At 64.6% G+C, this 20,004-nt stretch carries 26 protein-coding genes and 2 pseudogenes; 6 read left to right on the forward strand and 22 right to left on the reverse strand.

All coding sequences use genetic code 11. The features are described 5' to 3' along the window. Window positions 1-8: 8 nt before the first annotated feature. The 4 genes and pseudogenes from OU993_RS01495 to OU993_RS01510 all read right to left on the reverse strand — a co-directional run. Complete coding sequence (locus OU993_RS01495) at window positions 9-566, reverse strand: phage tail tape measure protein (RefSeq protein WP_268154329.1); 558 nt, start codon at window positions 564-566, stop codon at window positions 9-11. Window positions 567-614: 48 nt separating this feature from the next. Next, a complete protein-coding gene (locus tag OU993_RS01500; protein ID WP_268154331.1) occupies window positions 615-851 on the reverse strand; it encodes a rcc01693 family protein in 237 nt (78 codons plus the stop codon). Next, window positions 848-1,204 carry a gene transfer agent family protein gene (locus tag OU993_RS01505; RefSeq protein WP_268157453.1) on the reverse strand — a complete coding sequence of 119 codons (357 nt, stop codon included), beginning with the start codon at window positions 1,202-1,204 and terminating at the stop codon, window positions 848-850. Before OU993_RS01505 ends, OU993_RS01500 begins: the two co-directional genes overlap by 4 nt. A gap of 3 nt (window positions 1,205-1,207) precedes the next feature. After that, a pseudogene (locus OU993_RS01510) lies at window positions 1,208-1,612 on the reverse strand (phage major tail protein, TP901-1 family); the annotation flags it as partial. A gap of 100 nt (window positions 1,613-1,712) precedes the next feature. Here OU993_RS01510 and OU993_RS01515 point away from each other — a divergent pair. Further along, the gene (locus tag OU993_RS01515) at window positions 1,713-2,936 is read left to right on the forward strand and encodes an MFS transporter (protein WP_268154332.1); all 1,224 of its coding nucleotides are present in this window, start codon (window positions 1,713-1,715) and stop codon (window positions 2,934-2,936) included. Here OU993_RS01515 and OU993_RS01520 read toward each other — a convergent pair. From OU993_RS01520 to OU993_RS01555, 8 genes and pseudogenes are all read right to left on the reverse strand, one after another. Further along, on the reverse strand, window positions 2,917-3,315 hold the full coding sequence (locus tag OU993_RS01520) for a DUF3168 domain-containing protein (protein ID WP_268154333.1): 399 nt from the start codon (window positions 3,313-3,315) through the stop codon (window positions 2,917-2,919). The two genes, OU993_RS01515 and OU993_RS01520, sit on opposite strands and share 20 nt — an antisense overlap. Next, the gene (locus tag OU993_RS01525) at window positions 3,312-3,650 is read right to left on the reverse strand and encodes a phage head closure protein (protein WP_268154335.1); all 339 of its coding nucleotides are present in this window, start codon (window positions 3,648-3,650) and stop codon (window positions 3,312-3,314) included. Before OU993_RS01525 ends, OU993_RS01520 begins: the two co-directional genes overlap by 4 nt. Beyond that, window positions 3,651-4,219 (reverse strand): annotated as a pseudogene (locus OU993_RS01530) (head-tail connector protein). Window positions 4,220-4,435: 216 nt separating this feature from the next. Continuing rightward, window positions 4,436-4,861: a type II toxin-antitoxin system PemK/MazF family toxin gene (locus OU993_RS01535; RefSeq protein ID WP_268154336.1), complete on the reverse strand. Its 426-nt coding sequence runs from the start codon at window positions 4,859-4,861 to the stop codon at window positions 4,436-4,438. Next, entirely contained in the window at window positions 4,858-5,112 is a 255-nt protein-coding gene (locus OU993_RS01540) for a hypothetical protein (RefSeq protein ID WP_268154338.1), read from the reverse strand. The genes OU993_RS01535 and OU993_RS01540 overlap by 4 nt, the downstream gene beginning before the upstream one ends. Window positions 5,113-5,197: 85 nt before the next feature. Further along, the gene (locus OU993_RS01545) at window positions 5,198-5,521 is read right to left on the reverse strand and encodes a DUF6107 family protein (RefSeq protein WP_268154340.1); all 324 of its coding nucleotides are present in this window, start codon (window positions 5,519-5,521) and stop codon (window positions 5,198-5,200) included. 208 nt (window positions 5,522-5,729) lie between these two features. Then, entirely contained in the window at window positions 5,730-6,032 is a 303-nt protein-coding gene (locus tag OU993_RS01550) for a type II toxin-antitoxin system RelE/ParE family toxin (RefSeq protein WP_268154341.1), read from the reverse strand. Further along, window positions 6,032-6,313, reverse strand: coding sequence for a CopG family ribbon-helix-helix protein (locus OU993_RS01555; RefSeq protein ID WP_268154342.1), 282 nt, complete (start codon window positions 6,311-6,313; stop codon window positions 6,032-6,034). The genes OU993_RS01550 and OU993_RS01555 overlap by 1 nt, the downstream gene beginning before the upstream one ends. A 161-nt stretch (window positions 6,314-6,474) precedes the next feature. Between OU993_RS01555 and OU993_RS01560 the strand changes: the two genes are divergently transcribed. Both OU993_RS01560 and OU993_RS01565 read left to right on the forward strand, forming a co-directional pair. After that, a complete protein-coding gene (locus OU993_RS01560; RefSeq protein ID WP_268154343.1) occupies window positions 6,475-6,795 on the forward strand; it encodes a nucleotidyltransferase domain-containing protein in 321 nt (106 codons plus the stop codon). Continuing rightward, complete coding sequence (locus OU993_RS01565; RefSeq protein WP_268154344.1) at window positions 6,782-7,267, forward strand: hypothetical protein; 486 nt, start codon at window positions 6,782-6,784, stop codon at window positions 7,265-7,267. The genes OU993_RS01560 and OU993_RS01565 overlap by 14 nt, the downstream gene beginning before the upstream one ends. Here the strand turns inward: OU993_RS01565 and OU993_RS01570 are convergent, their stop codons facing one another. Next, complete coding sequence (locus OU993_RS01570) at window positions 7,268-8,371, reverse strand: phage portal protein (RefSeq protein WP_442792916.1); 1,104 nt, start codon at window positions 8,369-8,371, stop codon at window positions 7,268-7,270. It abuts the gene before it with no gap. Between the two features lie 79 nt (window positions 8,372-8,450). Beyond that, a complete protein-coding gene (locus tag OU993_RS01575; RefSeq protein WP_268154346.1) occupies window positions 8,451-9,107 on the reverse strand; it encodes a hypothetical protein in 657 nt (218 codons plus the stop codon). Window positions 9,108-9,363: 256 nt separating this feature from the next. Between OU993_RS01575 and OU993_RS01580 the strand changes: the two genes are divergently transcribed. Next, the gene (locus OU993_RS01580; protein ID WP_268154348.1) at window positions 9,364-9,504 is read left to right on the forward strand and encodes a hypothetical protein; all 141 of its coding nucleotides are present in this window, start codon (window positions 9,364-9,366) and stop codon (window positions 9,502-9,504) included. Window positions 9,505-9,871: 367 nt separating this feature from the next. Here the strand turns inward: OU993_RS01580 and OU993_RS01585 are convergent, their stop codons facing one another. Both OU993_RS01585 and OU993_RS01590 read right to left on the reverse strand, forming a co-directional pair. Next, window positions 9,872-11,149, reverse strand: coding sequence for a DNA-packaging protein (locus OU993_RS01585; RefSeq protein WP_442792917.1), 1,278 nt, complete (start codon window positions 11,147-11,149; stop codon window positions 9,872-9,874). 316 nt (window positions 11,150-11,465) lie between these two features. Then, window positions 11,466-12,407, reverse strand: coding sequence for a hypothetical protein (locus tag OU993_RS01590; RefSeq protein WP_268154349.1), 942 nt, complete (start codon window positions 12,405-12,407; stop codon window positions 11,466-11,468). Window positions 12,408-12,761: 354 nt separating this feature from the next. Here OU993_RS01590 and OU993_RS01595 point away from each other — a divergent pair, with 354 nt between their 5' ends. After that, window positions 12,762-13,154 (forward strand): GFA family protein, encoded by a 393-nt coding sequence (locus OU993_RS01595; RefSeq protein ID WP_268154350.1) that lies wholly within the window; start codon window positions 12,762-12,764, stop codon window positions 13,152-13,154. Between the two features lie 10 nt (window positions 13,155-13,164). Here OU993_RS01595 and OU993_RS01600 read toward each other — a convergent pair whose 3' ends face one another. Beyond that, complete coding sequence (locus OU993_RS01600; RefSeq protein ID WP_268154351.1) at window positions 13,165-14,658, reverse strand: protein adenylyltransferase SelO; 1,494 nt, start codon at window positions 14,656-14,658, stop codon at window positions 13,165-13,167. Between the two features lie 235 nt (window positions 14,659-14,893). On the opposite strand from OU993_RS01600, the gene OU993_RS01605 reads away from it, so the two are divergent. Continuing rightward, window positions 14,894-15,535 carry an outer membrane protein gene (locus OU993_RS01605; RefSeq protein ID WP_268154352.1) on the forward strand — a complete coding sequence of 214 codons (642 nt, stop codon included), beginning with the start codon at window positions 14,894-14,896 and terminating at the stop codon, window positions 15,533-15,535. 235 nt (window positions 15,536-15,770) lie between these two features. Here the strand turns inward: OU993_RS01605 and OU993_RS01610 are convergent, their stop codons facing one another. The 5 genes from OU993_RS01610 to OU993_RS01630 all read right to left on the reverse strand — a co-directional run bounded on the left by OU993_RS01610 (window position 15,771) and on the right by OU993_RS01630 (window position 19,960). After that, window positions 15,771-16,238 (reverse strand): helix-turn-helix domain-containing protein, encoded by a 468-nt coding sequence (locus OU993_RS01610; protein ID WP_268154354.1) that lies wholly within the window; start codon window positions 16,236-16,238, stop codon window positions 15,771-15,773. A gap of 111 nt (window positions 16,239-16,349) precedes the next feature. Continuing rightward, the gene (locus OU993_RS01615) at window positions 16,350-16,673 is read right to left on the reverse strand and encodes a DUF4258 domain-containing protein (protein ID WP_268154356.1); all 324 of its coding nucleotides are present in this window, start codon (window positions 16,671-16,673) and stop codon (window positions 16,350-16,352) included. A gap of 73 nt (window positions 16,674-16,746) precedes the next feature. Continuing rightward, window positions 16,747-16,950 (reverse strand): heavy-metal-associated domain-containing protein, encoded by a 204-nt coding sequence (locus OU993_RS01620; RefSeq protein WP_268154357.1) that lies wholly within the window; start codon window positions 16,948-16,950, stop codon window positions 16,747-16,749. Window positions 16,951-16,961: 11 nt separating this feature from the next. After that, complete coding sequence (cueR, locus tag OU993_RS01625; protein WP_268154358.1) at window positions 16,962-17,396, reverse strand: Cu(I)-responsive transcriptional regulator; 435 nt, start codon at window positions 17,394-17,396, stop codon at window positions 16,962-16,964. Beyond that, on the reverse strand, window positions 17,393-19,960 hold the full coding sequence (locus OU993_RS01630; protein ID WP_268154360.1) for a heavy metal translocating P-type ATPase: 2,568 nt from the start codon (window positions 19,958-19,960) through the stop codon (window positions 17,393-17,395). The genes cueR and OU993_RS01630 overlap by 4 nt, the downstream gene beginning before the upstream one ends. Between the last annotated feature and the right edge of the window lie 44 nt (window positions 19,961-20,004).

Below are 20,004 nucleotides of genomic sequence, written 5' to 3' on the forward strand. Positions count from 1 at the left end.
ATTGCTCCTCAAAGCCCGCGCCGGCCGCGCGAAACACTGCGGGCCAGCATGGCGGAAATCTGCCCCTCGCTCTTGCGGAAGCTTGCCGCATCGGTTGCCGTCACGTTGAAGATGATCGGCGGGGAGGCCCCCTCGCCGCCCGTCATCGCCACGCCCAGCGCGCCATCGGCACCGCGCGCCAAGGGCAGGATCGCCTCCGCCCCCGCCTCGCCCATCAGGCCAAGACTACTGCCGCCCATCGGAAAGAAACTCGGGCTCTGCACCACCCCGCCATCGGCAAAAGCGGTCACCGAGCCCAGCGAACCGACAAGCGAACTCGCCGCCGAGGAGACGACACCTTCCAGCGGCTTCAACGCCGCCGACAGCGCGATATCGGTCAGCCGGTTGCCCAGTCCCTGCAGCACATCCTCCAGGCTCTTGCCGCTCAGCGTGGCGGATTTCAGCGCGCCGCTGAGCGCCGTGCCAAACCGGCTGGAGCGCGCTTCAAGCTCGGTCAGGCTGCGAGCCAGAGCTTCGCTGTCCGAGAGCGTTTCGGCAAAGGGCACGGAAAAACTGTCTTCGGCCATGGTAAGACCTCCAGTGTTCAGATCGATATCGACCACGTCGGCAGCGGGTCATCCGTTTGCCCCCGTGGCCGGGCAGTCGGGAAAGGCCGCCATCAGTGCGTTGAGGTCGGCACGCTGCAGCCCCGTGCCACGCGGACGGCAGGCGCCCGCCATCGCCAGAATTTCGCCGGGTGTCAGCGCCCAGAAGGTCTCAGTCGGAAGCCGCAGCAGGCAGAGCCCCAGATGCTGGATCGCCGGCCAGAAGCGATCCTCTCCTGGGGCCGCCGCACCCGCTGCGGCGCTCAAGGGCGGTGGGAGTTATCGGCTGTGCCGAAGGCCGCCTCCAGCAGATCACTGACGATCGCAACACAGGCTGTCACCCCGCCCTCCACATGCATGGCCGCCACCTCCTCGTCCGACATCAGATTGCCGCCACCGCGCAGACCGGCGGCAATCACCCGCGTCAGGTCGGTGGCCGTCACCCGGCCGGCGGAAAACCGTGCCGCCAGCGCGCCAAGGTCGGGCACGCCAAAGGCGGTTTCCAGCTCGGCTAGCGCCCCCAGCGTCAGGCAGAGAATCCGCCGCTCGCCATCGATCATCGCCTCCACCTCACCACGCCGACGGTTGGCTCTCCCGTTCGGCTCGCCCCGCCCCGCCATCCACAGCGCCCCGAAGGTCAGGAGACCGGCGGATTCGAGCGCGATCTCGAAGCGCACCTCACCATTATACTCGCCGGAATATTCGAGTGCGGTGATCTGGAAGGCGCCGCTCACCGTGCCAAAGGCCGGGATCAGCACCTGCCAGGTAAGGATCGTTCCGGCAAAAAAGGCGGAGCGCACCAGTTGGTCGGAAGCCTGGTCCTTGAACAGCCCGCCACCGGAGATCGAGGCACGCTGCACGCCGGCGCCGCCCAAAAGCTCGCGCCAGCGCCCGGCGCTTTCGGCATCCGTCACATCCACCGTCTCGGCATTAAAGGCCAGCCGCTTGGAGCGAAGCCCCGCCACCGTCGTCCAGCTGCCACCGCTTTCCACCTTCAGCAAAAGATCCTTGCCCGCCTGCGCCACCATCGTCGTGTCTCCTGATTGTCTCGTGAAACTGCGTTGCGCTTCCGGCCGCCGTCACTGCGTGTTATGGACACCCACTCACCTTTCGGCAGTACAGGTTCCCATGCCGGTTTCATTTTACCCCTCCCGCCTGCGTCTCATCGCCTGCCTCGCCCTCTGCCAGATCATCGGCTGGGGCGCGGGTTTCGATATGCTCGCCGTTCTGGGGCCGAGGATGGGGCCGGAGATCGGCCTGTCGAACCCGGCCGTCTTTGCCGGCCTTGCGGTCATGATGATCACGATCGGCCTGGCCGGTCCTGCCGTCGGCCGGCTGCTGCAACGCCAGGGGGCGGCAAAAACGCTTGCGCAAGGCTCAGGCCTGTTTGCGCTCGCCCTTTTGCTCCTCAGCCTTTGCCAGCATCCGGTTGCCTATTTCGGCATCTGGCTGCTGATGGGGTTTGCCGGGTCGCTGTCGCTCTCCACACCGACCTATGCCGCCGTCGTCGAACGCGAGGGCGCCGATGGCAGGCGCGTGATCGCACTGCTGATGATCTTCACCGGGCTCTCGGCCACCGTCTTCTGGCCGGTCAGCACCTGGCTCGTCTCAACGCTCGGCTGGCGCCAGACGCTGCTGGTGTTTGCCGCGCTGCACCTCTTCCTCTGCCTGCCGCTGCATCTTTTCGCCCTGCCGAAACCGAACCGCACGGGGGAGGCAAAAGCGGCGGATGAAATCCCGCCCGTCACCCTCTCGCCGCCGCAAAAGCGCCTGGCCTTTCTGCTGGTTGCCTGCGGCACCACCATTGCGGCCTTCGTCTCCTTCGGTTTTTCGCCGACTTTCCTGCAATTGCTCGCCCATGCCGGCGCCACGCCGGAACTGGCACTCCAACTCGGGGCGGCGCGCGGCGTGATCGCCATTTCCGCCCGGGCGGTGGATTTTGCCGTTGGCCGGCGCGGCAGCGCGATCGTCACCGCGTTGATCGGCATCGGCTCGATGCTCGTCTCCTTCGTGCTGATGATGGGTCTTGCCGGTACGCCGCCGGTGCTGATCGCCTTCACCGTGCTCTACAGCCTCGGCTCCGGCATCATGGCGGTGGCGCGTGCCGTACTGCCGCTTTCAGTGTTTTCGGCACAGGACTATGGCCTGCAGGCCGCGCGCCTTTCCTTGCCGCAAAATGTCGCGATCGCGCTCGCCCCGATGCTGTTTGCCGCTTTGCTTGATGCCGGTGGCGTGGAGATGGCGCTGTCCGGTGCGGTCGCCCTCATCACGATTGCCTTTGCCGCGATCCTGGCGCTCGGGCGCCTTGCCCGCCAGGGGGCAAGGATGTCGCCTATTCCGTCACCGCCCTGAAGGTCAGGTCGATCACGCTGAGCCCCGTCTCCTCGTCGCGTCGGCTCTTGATGTTTTGGCAGGCGATCGACACCAGATGCGCGCCGGAAAGCGTCAGGGCCGCATGGTGCAGGCTTGCCCGGACCGCGGCCGCCAGCGCCTGCACCTCCGCCCGCCCTTCGCCCTCCGACCAGAGGCCGAGGGTCAAAAAATGCTCCTCGCCCGGCTCGGTGGCGGTCGCATAATCGCGGCTGTCGATCTCGCCATAGATCAGCGCCGGTAGCCGCAGGCGCGGCACGATCTGGTCGCGGATGCCACCGGCTGTGAGAAGCGGCGCCAGCGATGGTTCGCCCACGAGCCTGGCATGGATCACCCGCAACAGGGCCTGCTGAGCGCTCATCGGGCCGCCTCCTCGCAGTCACAGACCAGGAACCGGCCCGTCTCGTCCGGATCGCGCACGGCCTTGATGGCAAACAGGCGCGTGCCTTTGACCAGTCGTTCGCCCGCCGCCGGTGTAACAAAACCAGAGACCCAGATCCGGTGCGTCACGGTCACCCCTTCGGCACCCGCCTTAACCTCGTCCCTGTGCTGCGTCACCGGTTCGATGCGCGCCCACAGCCGGCCCGCCTCCACCCAGTTGCGCGCGGCGCCGCCCTGACCGTCCGGCATATCCACCGGCACCTCGCGCACCAACCGTGCAGTCATGGCGCCGACGTCGAAATTCACCGTCTGCATCTACAGCCTCCGCATCCGGTAGCCGGCAATCAGCCGCTCATATCCATCCGGCACACCGGCCGGCTGCTGGTCGAGCGAAAAGGTGCCCCGCACGGCATACATCTGGGCGACATGGATCAGCATGGCGCGGATCAGCGGTCCGGGCACATCGGCACCCGCCTCGCCGAAGCCTACGGTCACATCGATCTCGATGCCGTTGATCGCCTGGCCGGGCTCGGGCGCATCCCGCAGCCACAACCTTGCCGGCCGGCTGTCGCCATCCAGCAAATGATCGGCAATCGGGACGGAGGAGGGCTACCCTGCGCACCGTAAACCGTCACCGCATCAAGGCTTTGCACCGGTCCTCTCAGGAGCTGAATCACCCCGTTTTTGGGCCAGCGGTCGAGATAAAACCTCAACCTCTGGCGCATCAGGCAAAGCTCCGTCTCCGCCTCCAGAAACTGCCGGGCCATAGTGATGAGACCGCTCAGCAGCCCATCCTCGTCCGCATGCTCCACCCGCAGATGCGCCTTCACTTGGCTCAGCGTCAGCGGCTCCGCCGACGGCTGCTCGATCACGCCATAGGCCATGGAAGATCCTTTCGATGTCCGATGATTGTGCGGGGAACGGCACGCAGGGTGCCGCAGGTTAGTCTCCGTGCGAAATGGGTATGTGATGGTCCGGTCAGGGCCGGTGAGCAGCGGTCGCCCTGCGGCATTCCCTCTGCAGCGAGGGTTCGACAAACAGGTTGGGCAATGCGCAGTCGCGCGCTCGGTCTATTGTGTGACGGTCGTCAGCGCGGGCCTTCAGCGCTTCGCCAGAGGCACGCGGCCCTTTTTCATCGTTTCATGAAGTTTGGCTTTGATCCGTTCGAACAGATCTTTCGGGATCATGCCGTAATGATAGCGGTTCGGGTCGGACGGCAGGGGTCGAAGATGCACGCCCGGCCATTGGAACCGGTTCACTTCGCTGACGCGAATCCAGTTGGTCTGGTCGTCCAGGCCGAGTTCACGGGAAAGGTCCGGCGGAACCTCGATCGACAGATCCTCCTCACCCAACGCGGGAGGCGAATGGGTGATCGGCACGACGATCGTATCGCCGGTACTCGCGTGATAGACCACGATCGCACAAGGCCTGTCCTTGCTTCCAAGCGAAAGCCCCTCGCTCTTTTCCGTGTCCCACAGATAATTGTAGCGCACCACAAGACCGGGAACGGGATCGGGATAGCTCACTCGGAGGCTTTGCCGTATTCAGAGTTCTGGATCAAAGCCATGGTCTCGTCATCCATGTCGCGGACCCGAATGACCTCCCGTTCCCGCTTTTTCATGTCGTGATAATGCTGGAGTTCCGCGGCAGACAGAAACCCGCCGATCGTTCGGTTGTGAGCAGTGATCTCAATCACGCCCGCCGACTGGACCTGTTCCCGGAATGTCGTAAACTTTCGGGCGAACTCCGTCGCCGGTACCTTCAAAGGCTCTGCCATGACCCGTCTCCGTTCTGTGTAAAATACACATTTTACACATTTTGTCAAAGCCGACAGCAAAAGAGAGGCTGCCCGACCCGGCCCCTCACGGCGGATCCGTTTTCGCCCCATAGCGGTTGGCAACCCGCACCAGGGCGCCCAGCACCCACCAGGCCGACAGGCTGGCGGCGGCGGCACCCGAAAGCGTCGTCTCCACCGGCGAGAGCTGGCCGGCAAGGCCGAGCCGCTCGGTGAGCCAAAGGCCTGCCGGTCCGCCGAACATCACACCGCAGGAGACACCGGTCATGAACCGGCTCGCCGCCTCGCGCATGCTTTTCGGCATCAGATAAACGAGCGATACCCAGGCGCCCGCCACCGAACCGATCGCCTTTGCGACCAACAAGCCGCCCTCATGGCCAAGCTCCGCCATGTTCTCACCTTCTTCTGGTTTTGCGGGATCAAGGGGCCGTAGAGGCCGCCATCATGGCGCGCGCCACCGGCTCGCCGATGGTCATTTCGCCAATGCGCTGAATCGCTTGCACGCCTTGCCTCAGGCAAAACATCCGGGCGTTCACGTTCTGCTTAAACCGAGACACCGAATGATGCGCGGCGCCCTCCCCTGCAGGCGGCACTTCACGTCAGTTGCCGAAATCCTCGTCGGATTCCAATTCCTGACGAATCTGCCGGCCATGCCAGACGGACAGAATGACGATGCCGCTTTGACGGAGCACATAGTAGATATGGTAAGGTGCATGAACGAACCGGCGAACCGCAGGCGCGGTTCCGGCCATGGTGCCGATCTCCGGATGCGCGGCGATCAGCTTCAGCGCCCGTTCGATCTTTGCCGTAAAGTCCACCGATGCCCATCGGCTCTGAGAGGCAAGATAGTGCTTTTCCTTGAGAATCTGCTGTCGAGCCTCGTCGGAAACTCGGAGCTTCATCAGGCCGCGTCCTCGCGGCTAGCCCGGTCCATTTGCGCCAGTTCGGCAAACAGATCCTCGGCATCCACCATATCGCCATTGGCCTCATCGGCCAGACCGCGCTGGATGCTGAGGATTTCAGCCCCTTCCGCCATCAGGTAATATTTCAGCGCCCGCACGATCACCCAGCTGCGGCTGCGCTCGGTCGCCTTGGCGATCTCTTCCACCTCCGCCAGGATATCTTCAGGGATGCGCAAGGTGATGGGATCGGACAAAACCGGCTTGTCGGATGCGTCTGCCATGCGGAGCTCCTCTGCAACAAGGGATGTATTACACCGTATTACGAGAGAATACGCCCTTGCAGGCGGAAGGTCCACCATTGCTGCGTCTTGCCTCTCCTTGCGGTCGTCGGGCTTTGCCTCAGGCGCTGCGATCCTGTAGATTCCCCGCCAAGGAGAGTTCGATGAACCGCATGAATGCCCTGCTCGCCACACGACGGGCCGCCCGCCAGGAACAGGCTGACGAGAGTGTCGCCCGGATCATCGAGGACGCGCGCCGGCACGGGCTCGATCTCCTCGTCGTCGGCTCGCTCGGCAAGGGTGATTTCCGCCTGCATTCCGATGTCGATCTGCTGGTCCGCGGCACCATCACGCCCGCACGTCGGGCACTTGCCGAACGGCTCGTCGCCCGACATCTGAGGCACACCGGCCTGCCTTACGACCTCATCTTCGAGGCGGATCTATCTCCCGACCGTCTGGCGGACCTGCTGCATGACCTCGTTTAGCCTTCCCGCCTTCTCCCGGCTGTCACCCCGTATTGCCAGAGCCGAGCGGGAGCATCATCAGTTGCAAGCTTACTTTCGGCTCCACCGCCAGGATGTCGAACGGGGAGACTGGGGAGCGCTGTCCGCCGTTTCGCTCGGCGTTCACAATGTCTATAACGGCATCGAAGATATCCTGATGAGCTTGGCACGTGATGTGGATGGTGCGATCCCTCTCGGTCCGACCATGCACCAAGACATCCTGGACCAGATGGCCGCGGAGATTTCGGGCATCCGACCGCCTCTGCTCGAAGCGTCTCTTTACGAGTCCCTGACCGAACTCAAAGGCTTTCGCCATCTCGTGCGCCACAAATACGGCTTCGATCTTCATCCCGACCGCGTGGTCGAGAATGTCCTGCGGCTGGATGGCGCATTTCCGCAGGTGATCAAGGCCGTTGTCTGGCTGCACGGCCTTCTCAGCACCCCTGCCCCCTGATCACCCCCCATAGCCCACCGCCTGGCGCTTCTCGTCATCGCTCAAGAAATCGGCGCGCCCGATGCGTTCCCACAGCGCGTCGCGCTCGGCGCTCAAGCCCGGCAGGCGGTCGAGATCGGGTTCCAGGCGCAAGGCCTCGCCGGTCGCCTCGCCATACCAGGCCGACAGGCTCGCCGCCGTGCGGGTCAGAAGCGGCACCACGGTGAGCCTGTAGAAGGCGCGGTTCGCCTCCTGGTAATTGGCATAGGTATTGTCGCCCGGAATGCCGATCAGCATCGGCGGCACGCCAAGGGCAAGCGCAATGTCGCGCTGGGCTGCATGGCGTGCCTCGATGAAATCCATATCCTTCGGCGAAAGCCCCATCGCCTTCCAGTCCAGCCCGCCCTCCAGAAGCAGCGGCCGCCCGGCATTCACGGCACCGGCATAGCCCTGTTCCAGCTCGGCCCGCAGCCGCTCATACTGGTCGGGCGTGAGATTGCCACCCTCCTTCGGCTGGTAGACAAGCGCGCCGGAGGGACGTGCCGAATTGTCGAGCAGCGCCTTGTTCCAGCGTGCCGCCGTATTGGCAAGGTCGAGCGCTGACCCTGCGGCGGCGAGCGGCGAAAACCCGGAATGGTCGTCCAGCGGGTGAAACAGCTTCAGATGCAAAAGGCCAAAACCGTCCGCCTCGCCGGTTGCGGCGAGCCGTCGATGACGAGCCCCCACCCGGTAGTCATAAGCGACCGGCCAGCCATCGGCACCCGCCACCACGCTCACCCGGTCGGGTCGCAAGAGATGCAGCTCGCGCAGGCGCCCGGAAATCGCCAACCCCTCAACGAAGGCATTGCCGGAGAGCAGCAGATGGCCATACAGCGCCTCGAAAAAGTCCGGCCCGCTCTGGCGCGGATTGGGACGTGCCAGCAACGAGAGCAGCGGATGGCCGGCCACCTCGCGTTCGCCTTGATAGGCAAGCCAGGGCACCGAGGCGCTCGCCTCCGCCACCATGCGCAGCGCCCGGTGCGCCACCGGGTTCTGCATGAAGCCCGCCTGCGCCAGACTGCCATAGGAGCGCCCGCTCCAGTGTGCCCCGCCCTCGCCGGTCATCAGCGAAAAGGCCGCCGCGATCCCGCCCGCCTTGCGTTCCGGCGGCGCCTTCGTGCCCTTGCGGAAAAACGGAAAAACGGAAAACGAAAACCCGTCACCATCAGCTCTCTCCCGTTTCACTCTCCGAAAGCGCCAGCACGTAAAGTCTGGCCTTCCTGGCAATCTCGCCCGCCCGGTCCGTGCCGTTGATGATGCGGCGTGCCTCCACCCAGTCGGCGCGGCTGCCGCAGAAATAATCGTCGAGGCGCCTTCCGGTAAACCGTCCGTTGCGCATGCCGTCGATCAGGATTTTTACCGCCCGTTCCGGCTCCATCGCCGCCTCGGGCCGGTCTTCGATGCCATAGGCGCGGTAGTTGGCGCGCCCGGTGATCTGCACCAGGCCCCGGCCGCGGAAGCGAAAACCGTCACCGCTTTTGGCATCACCATTGCCCATGCGGTTGGCATAGGCGCGGTTGGCAATCGCCTCCGGCCGCCGGGCACACTCCTCCGCATCCTCCAGGCTAAAGCGTTGCGGAAAGGTGCTGCGAAGCCCGGAGACGCTGTAGTTCAGGTTCTCCTCCACCGGCTGCAGGCGTCCGCCCGTTTCGTGAAAGGCGGTCGCCAGAACGTAGGCCAGCTGGCGCCGGTCGCCGCCGGGCACCATGCGCTCCCAGCCATCCAGGATCGCCTCGTGGCCGGCCACCGCGCCGGGCAGAATCGTTCCCGCATACAGGCGCTTGCGCACCGTTGCGAAAAACCGGCTGCGCGCTCCCGTCATCGTCCCTGTCATCGTCCTTGTCATTGCCGGTGTCATGATCGGTGTCATCCTTCCGTCATCTTCCCGTTCCGCGTGTATTTCCGGCTCGCACCTGGTCCAAAGGGCGCTGCGCGTTAACCCATGCAAAAGTTTCAATCGATTTGAAAAATACTAATCGGTTTAGCCGTTTAGCGACCACTTTACTTTTCGCTAACGCTATGGAACCAACCGCATCAGACAGCCGTTCTAGCGCCCGGCATTCCACCAGAAGGAGATCATGACGATGCAGCAGGAAGCCCCCGTGTCCCAGACCGCAACCGCTCCCAAGCAGCAGATCCCGCAACATCTGGTCGAGCGTCTGGAATCCGAATGGAAACAGATGCGCGAGAGCGCGCCGGCCCCGACCAAGGCCCGCTGAGCAACCCTGCCCTCTCCTCAAGGGGTGAAAACACGCCGCCGTCCCTTCTCCCGCTGGGGAGACGGGACCCGACGGGCGGATGATGGACCGGCTCCGCACCGTGCCCGCGTCGCCCCCCTCTGCCCTGCCGGGCATCTCCCCCACAAGGGGGGAGATTGGCTGGAGACACGCCGGCAGCCAATCAACCGGTATGGCGTCAGCAAACCGGTCGCATATCCGTAAGCGAGCGCCGTTTCCTTGTCCTGTTTGAGGCAGGACGTCGCAGTTCTGCCGATCTCCCCCCTTGAGGGGGAGATGTCCGGCAGGACAGAGGGGGGTAACCCACGGCAAAACCTCGGCAACCCCGTGGCAAAACCCTTCCGGGCCCTCACAATCCCCGCACCCGCGGCTCGCCAAACCCCTCCAGCAAAAGCGCCGTCAGCGCCCAGACCAGTGCGTCCAACCGGTCCGGCGAGCGTCCGGCGGACAGCCCGTCGGGGCCGAAATCGCACATCTGGTCTTCCAGCGCGGCAAAACGTCCGGCATGCGCCACCCGCCCCTGTTCGTAGAGGGCCGCCACCGGTTCGGCGCGCAGGAACTTTCCACGCGTCGCGCGGACCGTGGTGATCGGCAGCGTCTCGTCGATACTCTTCAACATCGCCGCCACCATCTCGCCGCCCTGGTTCACCTCGGCTACCACGCGGTCGGCGGCAAAGCGGCGATAGGCCTTCACCACCTCGCTCGCCCACCCAGCCGGGCTTTTCCCCTCGACCGAACAATCGGCCAGCACCACGGCGCGGCCGGAGGCTTCCAGCCCCGCCACCACGATGCCGCAGCAGGAATTTTCCCCCTGCCCCGAAGGCGGATCGACCGCCACGACGATCCGGCGCAAAACGCCGGCAAAGCGGATGACGATCGCCTCCAGCTCGGCGCGTTTCCACAAACCGTCGGCGCGGTCCTCGATCAGCTCGCCATCCAGTTCCTGACGCCCCAGCCGGGTCCCGCCATATCTCTGTTCCAGCGCCGCGATAAACCCCGGCGCCATGTTCTTGGCATTGTTGCGGGTCGCCATGCGCACCAGCCGTGTTCCCGGATCGGCCATCAGCCGTTTCAGAAGCGGCACCGGGCGCGGCGTCGTCGTCACCAGCTGGCGCGGATCCAAACCCAGCCTCAACCCGAACTGCAGCATGTCGAAGGTTTCTTCGGCATGTTTCCATTTGGCGAGTTCATCGCACCAGGCATAATGAAACTGCGGCCCGCGCAGGCTTTCCGGGTCTTCGGAGGAAAAGATCTGCGCCACCGCCCCGCTCCGCCAGACCAGCCTGCGGCGGGAAATCTCCACCTCCGGTCCCAGACGCCCGCCGATGCGGCAAAGGCCGGAGACCCCGTCGATCATCACCTCGCGGGCATCGCCCAGCGTTTCGGCCACCAGCGCGATGCGCAGCCCCTTGGCGAAAGGGCCGTTCGCCAGCGCCTGCACCCATTCGGCCCCGGCACGGGTCTTGCCGGAACCGCGCCCGCCCATCAGAAGCCATGTGCGCCAGTCGCCCTTCGGCGGCCTCTGTTCATCGCGCCCCGCCACCGTCCAACTCCGGCAGAGGCTGCCAGCATTCAGAACCACCGAAGCCGGCCAATCGAGGCCGTTGCGCCGCAGCGCCGCCTGCATCTCGTCCGTCAGGGACGCTGCCGGGCGGGCCACCACGTCTTGCGTCAGGTCCCGCGCCACATCCCCGCCAGCAGAAGGCACCGGTCCGGCATCACGCCCTGCGGTTTGGCCGGTTCTATCGGAGAAGTCCGGCGCCAAACCCTGTGCGCTGTCCGGTTCCCCTGCTGTCGGCCTCGCTCCGGCTCCGCCCACCGACGCCCGCAGATCCTGAGACAGCACCTCAGCCGCGCTTTTCGCATCGCCGAAATCCTGCCGCAGCGTACGGATGCTTTTCATTTCGGCGATCACCTCCTGCTCCAGCGCCGCCACGATGGGCTCAAGCGTCTCCGAACGGAGGCCCGGCCCCAGCCGCACCGCCTCCGCTGTCGAGAGCGCCGCCATCGAGACATCCGTCCGAACCGTCAGCGGCGGGAGCGAGGGCGCCCGACACAGGGCCTCTATCCGTTCCCGAACGGTCGCCCAGAGCGCTGCCGGGTCCGTCACGGGCCACCTGTCCGCTGCGTACCCCGCCGTCCGGCCCACCATCACCGTCGCCGCCCGCCTCTTGCCAGCGGCGGAAGAGCTCCGTCGCCCGCGCTTCGATAAGCTCCTGGACATGACACAGCGCCTCCTCGAACCCGGTGTCCTCGGCCCGCTTCTCCGCCTCTTCGGCCCGGTCGCGCGCCAGCTGGCGCTGCAGGCTGTCCACCTTTTCCAGCGTACGCACGATCAGCGACATGGCATCGGTCGCAGCCTTCAGGTCGGCCCGCGCCTGTTTCTGCGCCGCCTCGTCACCGCCCGCCGCCAAAACGTCCGCCGCGCTGCGCAGGTCGCGAAATGCAATGAACTGCGCACGCATCTCGCGCGTCATCTCGTTCAACAGCAGCCGCAGCTCGTCCGCGCTCGCCGCACTATCGGCGCTCTTCAGCTCCAAAAGCACGGTTTGCGCCTCGGCCACGACACCCCCGCTCAGCGCAATACCACCCGGCGGTCCCAAGACCTCAAACGTCCCGAACAGCGACAGATCCACCGCGACAAACGGATCATCGGCCTCAGCCATTCCCGCCCGCGCTGCCACATCCACGCCCATGCCGCTCTCCCGTCCCGAAAGACAAAAACAAAAACGGCCGCGCCGGAAACCTCGCCGCAGCCGCAAAACACCCATCGATGTTGAGATAAAAAAACGGCTCCGGATGAGACCCAAGTCCCTCCCGAAGCCGCTGACTGGAAGCCTTGCCACCCCGCGACGTTCCGCCGCCGGATGCAATTCTTCGACCATGGCAGAACCCTATCAAACGACCGTCACGGCGTCAAGGATTATTTTCCTATCTCAGATATTTTGCTCCGGCCATCCTGATCCGCGTCTGCAAGAATACCCCCTCTGCCCTGCCGGGCATCTCCCCCACAAGGGGGGAGATCGACCCGTGGCGCTGTCTCGCCCATCTCTGTCGATTTCGCTGTGGCATGCCGGTGTGTGAGCGAGGCAGGCCGGTTCGTCTGGCCGATCTCCCCCCTTGTGGGGGAGATGGCGGCAGCCAGAGGGGGTAATCACACGGCACGCCAGCCCCCTTGAAACGCCCCCCGCTCCCCGCAACTATAGCCACTCCCACGAGCCCCAACCGGGAGACCACCCATGTCCGATCTCGAAGGCGGCTGCCTCTGCGGCGCCATCCGTTTCCGCGCCACCGGCAAACCTTATCGTGTCGGGCTTTGCCATTGTCTCGATTGCCGCAAACATCACGGCGCGCTGTTCCATGCCTCGGCGATCTTCCCGCAAGAGGCCGTGACGATCAACGGCGAGCCCGCCGAATACCGGGGACGCTTCTTTTGCCCGCGCTGCGGGTCACCGGTCTTTGCCCGCTCCGGCGAGGAGGTGGAACTCAATCTCGGTTCGCTCGACCAGCCGAACCAGCTTCGCCCGACCTACGAACTCTGGACCATCCGGCGCGAGGCTTTTCTGCCGGAATTTCCGCAGATGAAACGCTACGAGCGCGACCGTCCCTCGGACAGCCGTTTCGAGGATTGACCGGCCCCACTCACGTCCCGCAAAAGGTCCGCAGCACCCGTTCCTCGTCCTTCGGCGGCTCGGCGTAAGGTACAAACTCCGGCCGGTCCTCGTAAGGCGCGCTGACGGCTTCGAGCAGGCGACGGAAGGGGGTGAGATCGCCCTCGCCGGCGGCAACAATCGCTTCCTCGATCCGGTGGTTGCGCGGAATGACGACCGGGTTGACGGCACGCATCTTGGCTGCCCGGTCCACGCCGTCCGATGCCTCACGGGACAGGCGGGCCCGCCATAGCGGCAGCCAGGCCTCGGCCTTCTGCCAGGGGGCAAACCCTTCCAGAAACGCGGCTTCGGCCTTGAGCTTTCCCGCATCGTCATTCCCGACATCGGCCTCGGCCACTGCGGCAAGCCGTCGGAAGGTGAGCGTGAAATCGGCGCGACCCTCCTGCATGGCGGCAAGCAGCGTTTGCGCCAGGTCGCCATCCTCGGCCTCCTCACCGGTCAGCCCCAGTTTCTGGCGAAAAACCGCCATCCAGGCTTTCTGGAAGGCTTCGCCGAACCGCTTCAGCACCTCGTTGGCCGCCTCCACCGCCCGGTCCTGATCGGCATCGATCAGCGGCAGCAGGCATTCGGCCAGCCGCGCCATGTTCCACTGGCCGATGCCCGGCTGGTTGCGATAGGCATAACGCCCCTGCTGGTCGATCGAGGAAAACACCTTCATGTGGTCGTATTCGTCGAGAAAGGCGCAGGGGCCGAAATCGATCGTCTCGCCGGAAATCGTCATGTTGTCGGTGTTCATCACGCCGTGGATGAAACCGACGCCGAGCCAGCGGGCAATCAGCGCCGCCTGGCGCTCCGCCACCCGTGTCAGCAGCGCCAGATAGGGATTGTCTGCCCCCTTCAGATCCGGATCATGCCGGTCGATGACGTAATCGGCGAGCGCCCGGATCGCCTCCTCGTCGCCGCGTGCGGCAAAATACTGGAAGGTGCCGACCCGCACATGGCTGGCCGCCACCCGGGTGAAAACGGCCCCGGGCAACATGGTTTCGCGCTGCACCGGATCACCGGTCAGGACGGCGGCGAGCGCCCGTGTCGCCGGAATGCCGAGGGCTGCAAAGGCTTCCGAGACGATATATTCGCGCAAAACCGGGCCAAGGGCTGCCCGCCCGTCGCCCCGCCTCGAAAACGGCGTCGGCCCCGCCCCCTTCAGCTGGATGTCGCGACGCACACCGTCCTGATCCACCACCTCGCCGAGCAGGATCGCCCGCCCATCGCCAAGCTGCGGCACGAAATTGCCGAACTGGTGGCCGGCATAGGCCATGGCGAGCGGCGTCGCCCCCGGCGGCAGCACATTTCCGGAAAAAATGGCCGCAAGGCGCTGGGTGTCGGTTTCGTCAAGGGTAAGGCCGAGATTTTTTGCAAGCGGGCCGTTGAAGGCGATCAATACCGGGCCGGACACCGCCTCGGGATACACGGAGGCATAAAAACGGTCCGGCAGGCGTGCGTAGGAATTATCGAATGGGAACAATCTCTTACTCCTTGGGGGCCGGTGCGGCGCGGCACGGCCCGCCTCTTTTCTCTCCAGCATATGGGGTTGGGCCCCAAAACCGCAAGCGATGCTGAAAAAGCCGCCATCACTGCCCGGCAAGAGGGCGATAAGACAATAAATTCAGCATTCCTGATACTGTGTTGTATATTAGCTACAGCCTTATGAACCACCCGCCCTAGATCCGGAACAGTCTCGCAGAAAAGGGAATGATACCATGAAGACAATCCTGCTCCTCACGACCAGCGTCGCACTGCTGACCTCCACGGCCGCTTATGCCGCCGATGCCATCTATGAGGCCCCGCAGGCGCCCGTTGCCCAGGACATCCCGGTTCAGACCTTCACCTGGGCCGGCCCCTATATCGGTCTGCACGGCGGACATGGCTGGGCGGACGGCGAATTCAGCGGCCCGGGCGGCACCGCCTCGGACGATTTCGACGGCGGCCGCATGGGTGGTTTCGTCGGTTATAACTGGCAGATGTCGCAGGGCTTCGTCGTCGGTCTTGAAGGTGACGTGAACTACGACTGGAACGACAACGACTATGCCGGTGGCTACAATGTCGATACCGGCTTCTCCGGTTCGGTCCGCGGCCGCGTCGGCTATGCCATGGACCGCGCATTGCTGTTTGCAGCCGGCGGCTGGACGGCCACCAATGCCTCGATCGAAGGTCCGGGCATCGATTCCAGCGAAACCATGCACGGCTGGACCGTCGGCGGCGGCGTCGACTGGGCGTTCACCGACAACGTCTTCGGCCGCCTGGAATACCGCTACAACGATTACGGCGACAAGAACATCGGCCCGATCAATGCCGAGTTCGACCAGCACGTCGTGAACGTCGGCATCGGCGTGAAGTTCTGATCCTCCCAACCGTGGATCAACAGGCCGGCATCTTCGGATGCCGGCTTTTTTGTGGGCAGATCAAAGTCCGGTGTTGCTGGGGCAGGCGAGCGCCACATCTCTCCTTCTCCCCGTGAGAACGGGGAGAAGGTGGCCGGCAGACCGGACGAGGGGCGCGCCAGGACGCGTTTCATGACTTGAGCCCCTCACCCCAGCCCTCTCGGCGCCTGCGGGGAGTGGGATAACCCGCCGTCTTTCAAGCCGCGAGAGCAGCGTGCCAGCCCTCGCGGTCGTGGCGCAACTGGATCTGTTCGGCGTCCAGCGCCTGGTCGGATTCGGTGATGGACTGGATGAGGCGGCCGAGCGTCTCGTCCTTGTTCGTCGCGTCCTTGTTCGTATTGGCATAGATGATACGAAGCAGCCGTTCGGCCGAGCGGTTGGCGACCGGCTTTTCCGCCGCCTTCTCCCATTTCGCGATGCTCTGTTCATTGGTCGACAGGCGTTCGGCCAGTGCTCGCTGAGAAAGGTCCAGTTCCAGGCGCAGGAAGCGGAACTCCGCACCGTTCATCGTTCGCTTCTGCCGGACGATGCTGTCGCCGATCGTCCTGTGTAAGCCGACTATGTCGTGGATGGACAAGGTTTCCCCGTAGCCTTCGGTCTCTTCGACGTTATAGCCGGAGGTCAGATAGACATTGTTGAGGCCGCATTCCACGTATTGATACATTGCTTGTCTTCCTGCTGCCCTGGAGCTCTTCCGGTTCACCGTCCTTGCTCCAACTCCTTGTCTTCCCGCATTTCCGGACGCAAAGCATTTCGCACTTTTGCTGGAAATGACTTAGAACGCCGTGATGACGAGCACATGCTGCCGCCACAGGATCGCGACGGGAACGGTCAGTTCCTGCCCCGCGCCATGCCGGTACACCTCGGCCTTCCAATTGCCATGCATGTCGATCACCGGATCAACGATGACCGTTCCCTTCAGCAGGCAGTTGCGGATCATCGTCGTGGTGATCTTCCGTTCCGGATGATCGCGCACCGCGTGCCGGGTGTAGAGAACCTTGTCAGCTTTGGCGAAATCGCGCACCAGCGTCTGAAACGCGGCGCGCGACATCTTTTTCGGCTGCTCGGCGGGCTCGTCCAAGTCCACGACGTTCGACATGCTCGCCTCCGTCACCTATACAATGTATAGGAACTTCTCTCGCGAAGGTCAAGGTGGAGGCGATGCCTTCACCTCACGCCATGCCAATCCGTTCCGGCGTATAACCGGCGTCGCGGATGGCCTCTTCGGCCTTTCCCGCATCGCCGCCGTCGAGGGTGACGCGGTGGTTGGCGAGATCGATCGCCACCGGCACGCCAGGCAGGGCCTTGTCGAGCGCCTGTTTCACGGTTTTTTCGCAATGGCCGCAGGTCATGTCCTGCACGAGGAATGTGGTCATGGTTCTTCTCCTTATGAATGGTTTTTCGAGGATGGGGTGGAAGCTTTCGGCGGTTCGGCATGGCCGGCAAGATCTTCCAGGATCGGGCAATCGGGCCGGCCGTCGCCGCCGCAGCAATGGGCGAGGTGTTTCAGCGTCTTCACCATGCCCTGCATGTCGGCGATACGCCGCTCCAGGTCGGCGATGTGTTCCACCGCCACCGCTTTGACCGCGGCACTTTCGCGTTCCCGGTCCTGCCAAAGCGCCAAAAGCCGTTCGGTCTCCTCCAGCGAAAAACCGAGAGACCGGGCCCGTTTGATGAAGCGCAGCACATGCACGTCGTCCTCGCCATAGACGCGGTAATTGTTGCCGGTGCGGGCGGAGGGCCGGATGAGGCCGATCTGCTCGTAATACCGGATCATCTTGGCGGAAACGCCGGAGGCCTGCGATGCCTCGCCAATGTTCATGACCGTTCTCCCGTAAGATCCATGGTTCTCAGCCTCAGCGCATTGCCGAGTACGAAGACGCTGGAAAAGGCCATGGCACCGGCGCCGATCATCGGCGAAAGCTGGAGGCCGAAGGCCGGGTAAAGGGCGCCGGCGGCGAGCGGGATCAGCGCGACATTGTAACCGAAGGCCCAGAACAGGTTCTGGCGGATGTTCTGCATCGTCGCGCGGCTGACCGCGATCGCATCCACCGCCGCGGACAGATCGCCGCTCGAGAGAACCACATCGGCGCTTTCGATCGCCACATCCGTGCCGGTGCCGATCGCGATGCCGATATCGGCCTCGGCGAGTGCGGGGGCATCATTGATACCGTCACCGACAAAAGCGAGCTTCCCACCTTTTGCCGCTTCATCCTTCAGCCGGCGCAGTGCCTCCACCTTGCCGGCGGGCAGCACCTCGGCCACCACATCATCGATGCCGACCTGACGGGCAATGGCCCGCGCCGTGCGGGCATTGTCGCCGGTCACCATGGCAACCGACAGGCCCATGGCCTTCAGCCGCGCGATCGCCTGCCGGCTCGTCGGCTTCAGCGGATCGGCCACGGCCAGGATCGCCGCCAGCCGTCCGTCGATCGCCGCATAAAGCGGCGTCTTGCCCTCGTCACCGAGCCTTGCCGCCTCGGCGGCAAACAGATCAACCGAAAGCCCGAGCTTTTGCATGAAACGATCGGCGCCGACGGCAACCCGTTGACCGTCGACCATCGCCTCGATGCCGTAGCCGGCGCTGGCCTGCACCTCGGTCGCCTGCGCAATGACCAGACCGCGTGCGGCAACGGCGGCGACCATCGCCTCGGCCACCGGGTGTTCGGAACGCGCCTCGACAGCGGCGATGACGGCCAGCACCTGCGCCTCGTCAAAACCGTCGGCCAGGCGGATATCGGTGAGGTCCGGCTTTCCCTTCGTCACCGTACCGGTCTTGTCCAGCACGACGAGGCGGACGGCCTGCAGCTCCTGCAGCGCGTCGCCCTTGCGAAACAGCACGCCGAGATCGGCGGCGCGACCCGTGCCAACCATGATCGAAGTCGGCGTCGCAAGCCCCATGGCGCAGGGGCATGCGATGATCAGCACCGCAACCGCCGCCACCAGCGCATGCGGCAGCACCGGTTCCGGGCCGACCAGCAGCCAGACGACAAAGGTCAAGGCCGCGACCGCCATCACCGCCGGCACAAACCAGGCAGTCACCCGGTCCACCACCGCCTGGATCGGCAGTTTTGCGCCTTGCGCCTGTTCCACCAGCCGGATGATCTGCGCCAGCATGGTCTCGGCACCGACCTTCTCCGCCCTGAAACGGAAGCTGCCGGTGCCGTTGATCGTGCCGCCGATCACGTTTGCACCAGCCTGTTTTTCCACCGGCAGCGGTTCACCGGAAATCATCGATTCATCGACATTCGAAGTCCCGTCGATCACTGCGCCATCGACCGCGATCCGTTCGCCGGGACGCACCACCAGAATGTCGCCGATCTCCACCTCGTCGGCCGGCAGATCAAAGGTCTCGCCATCACGTTCCACCTGCGCGGTCTTTGCCTGCAGACCCACCAGCCGGCGGATCGCCGCCCCCGTGCGGCCCCTCGCCCGCGCTTCCAGCAGGCGCCCGGTCAGGATCAGCGTAACGATCACGGTGGCCGCCTCGAAATAAACGAAGCGGGCGGCCTCCGGCAGCAGATGCGGCGCAAAGGTCGTCACCGTGGAATAGGCATAAGCCGCGAGAACGCCGATCGCCACCAGCGCATTCATTTCCGGATGGCCGCGCAAGAGCGCCGGAAGGCCGGTCTTCAGGAAACGGAAACCGGGGCCGAAGATCACCGCCGTCGCCAGCGCGAAATACCCATAATACAGCCATTGCGTTTCCACCGCGCCCATCAGCCAGTGGTGGAAGGGGGCGTAAAGGTGGCTGCCCATTTCCAGCACGAAGAGCGGCAGCGTCAGCGTGGCGGCAATCGCGAGATCGCGGCGCAGCAGCCCGACATCCTCGTCATGATGGCTGTGGGCGGCAGCATCCTCGCCTGCGGCGTGATCAGCGGCAGGATGCGCGTGACCGGCATGATGGGTTTCCTGGTGCGCCGAAGCGCCCTTACCCCGAACCGGTTTCGGTCCGGCAAGCGCTATCCCCTCGGCCTTGACGATGGCGATGACACTGCGCCTCAGATCGCGGCCGAAGGCTTCGACGGCAACCTCGCTGCGTCCCTCCTCGACGGTTGCCGAAAGCAGGCCGGGCATGGCCTCCAGCGCAGCCCGCAGGCGTGCACCCTCGCGGGACGTCAGAGGTTTCGCCAGCGCCACCACCACCGCATCCGCCTTCGCCTCATAGCCCGCCTTGCGGATGGCCTGCGCGAGATCCCTGGCGGAAAAACCGGCCTGCGGCTCCACCGTCAGGCTTTCACTGGCGAAATTCACGGCACTCGAGCCAACGCCCGGCACCTTGGCCGCGGCCTTTTCCACCCGCGCCACACAGGAGGCGCAGCTCATGCCCTCGACGGGAATGATCAGCGGATGGACGTGTTCGGCGTGGCGGATGGCTTCGGTCATGGCATGGAATCCTTATCTTCCATGCCCAGATAGGGCTTCCCATC

It is taken from the genome of Rhizobium sp. SL86 (assembly GCF_026672545.1).
Classification (GTDB): Bacteria; Pseudomonadota; Alphaproteobacteria; order Rhizobiales; family Rhizobiaceae; genus Neorhizobium.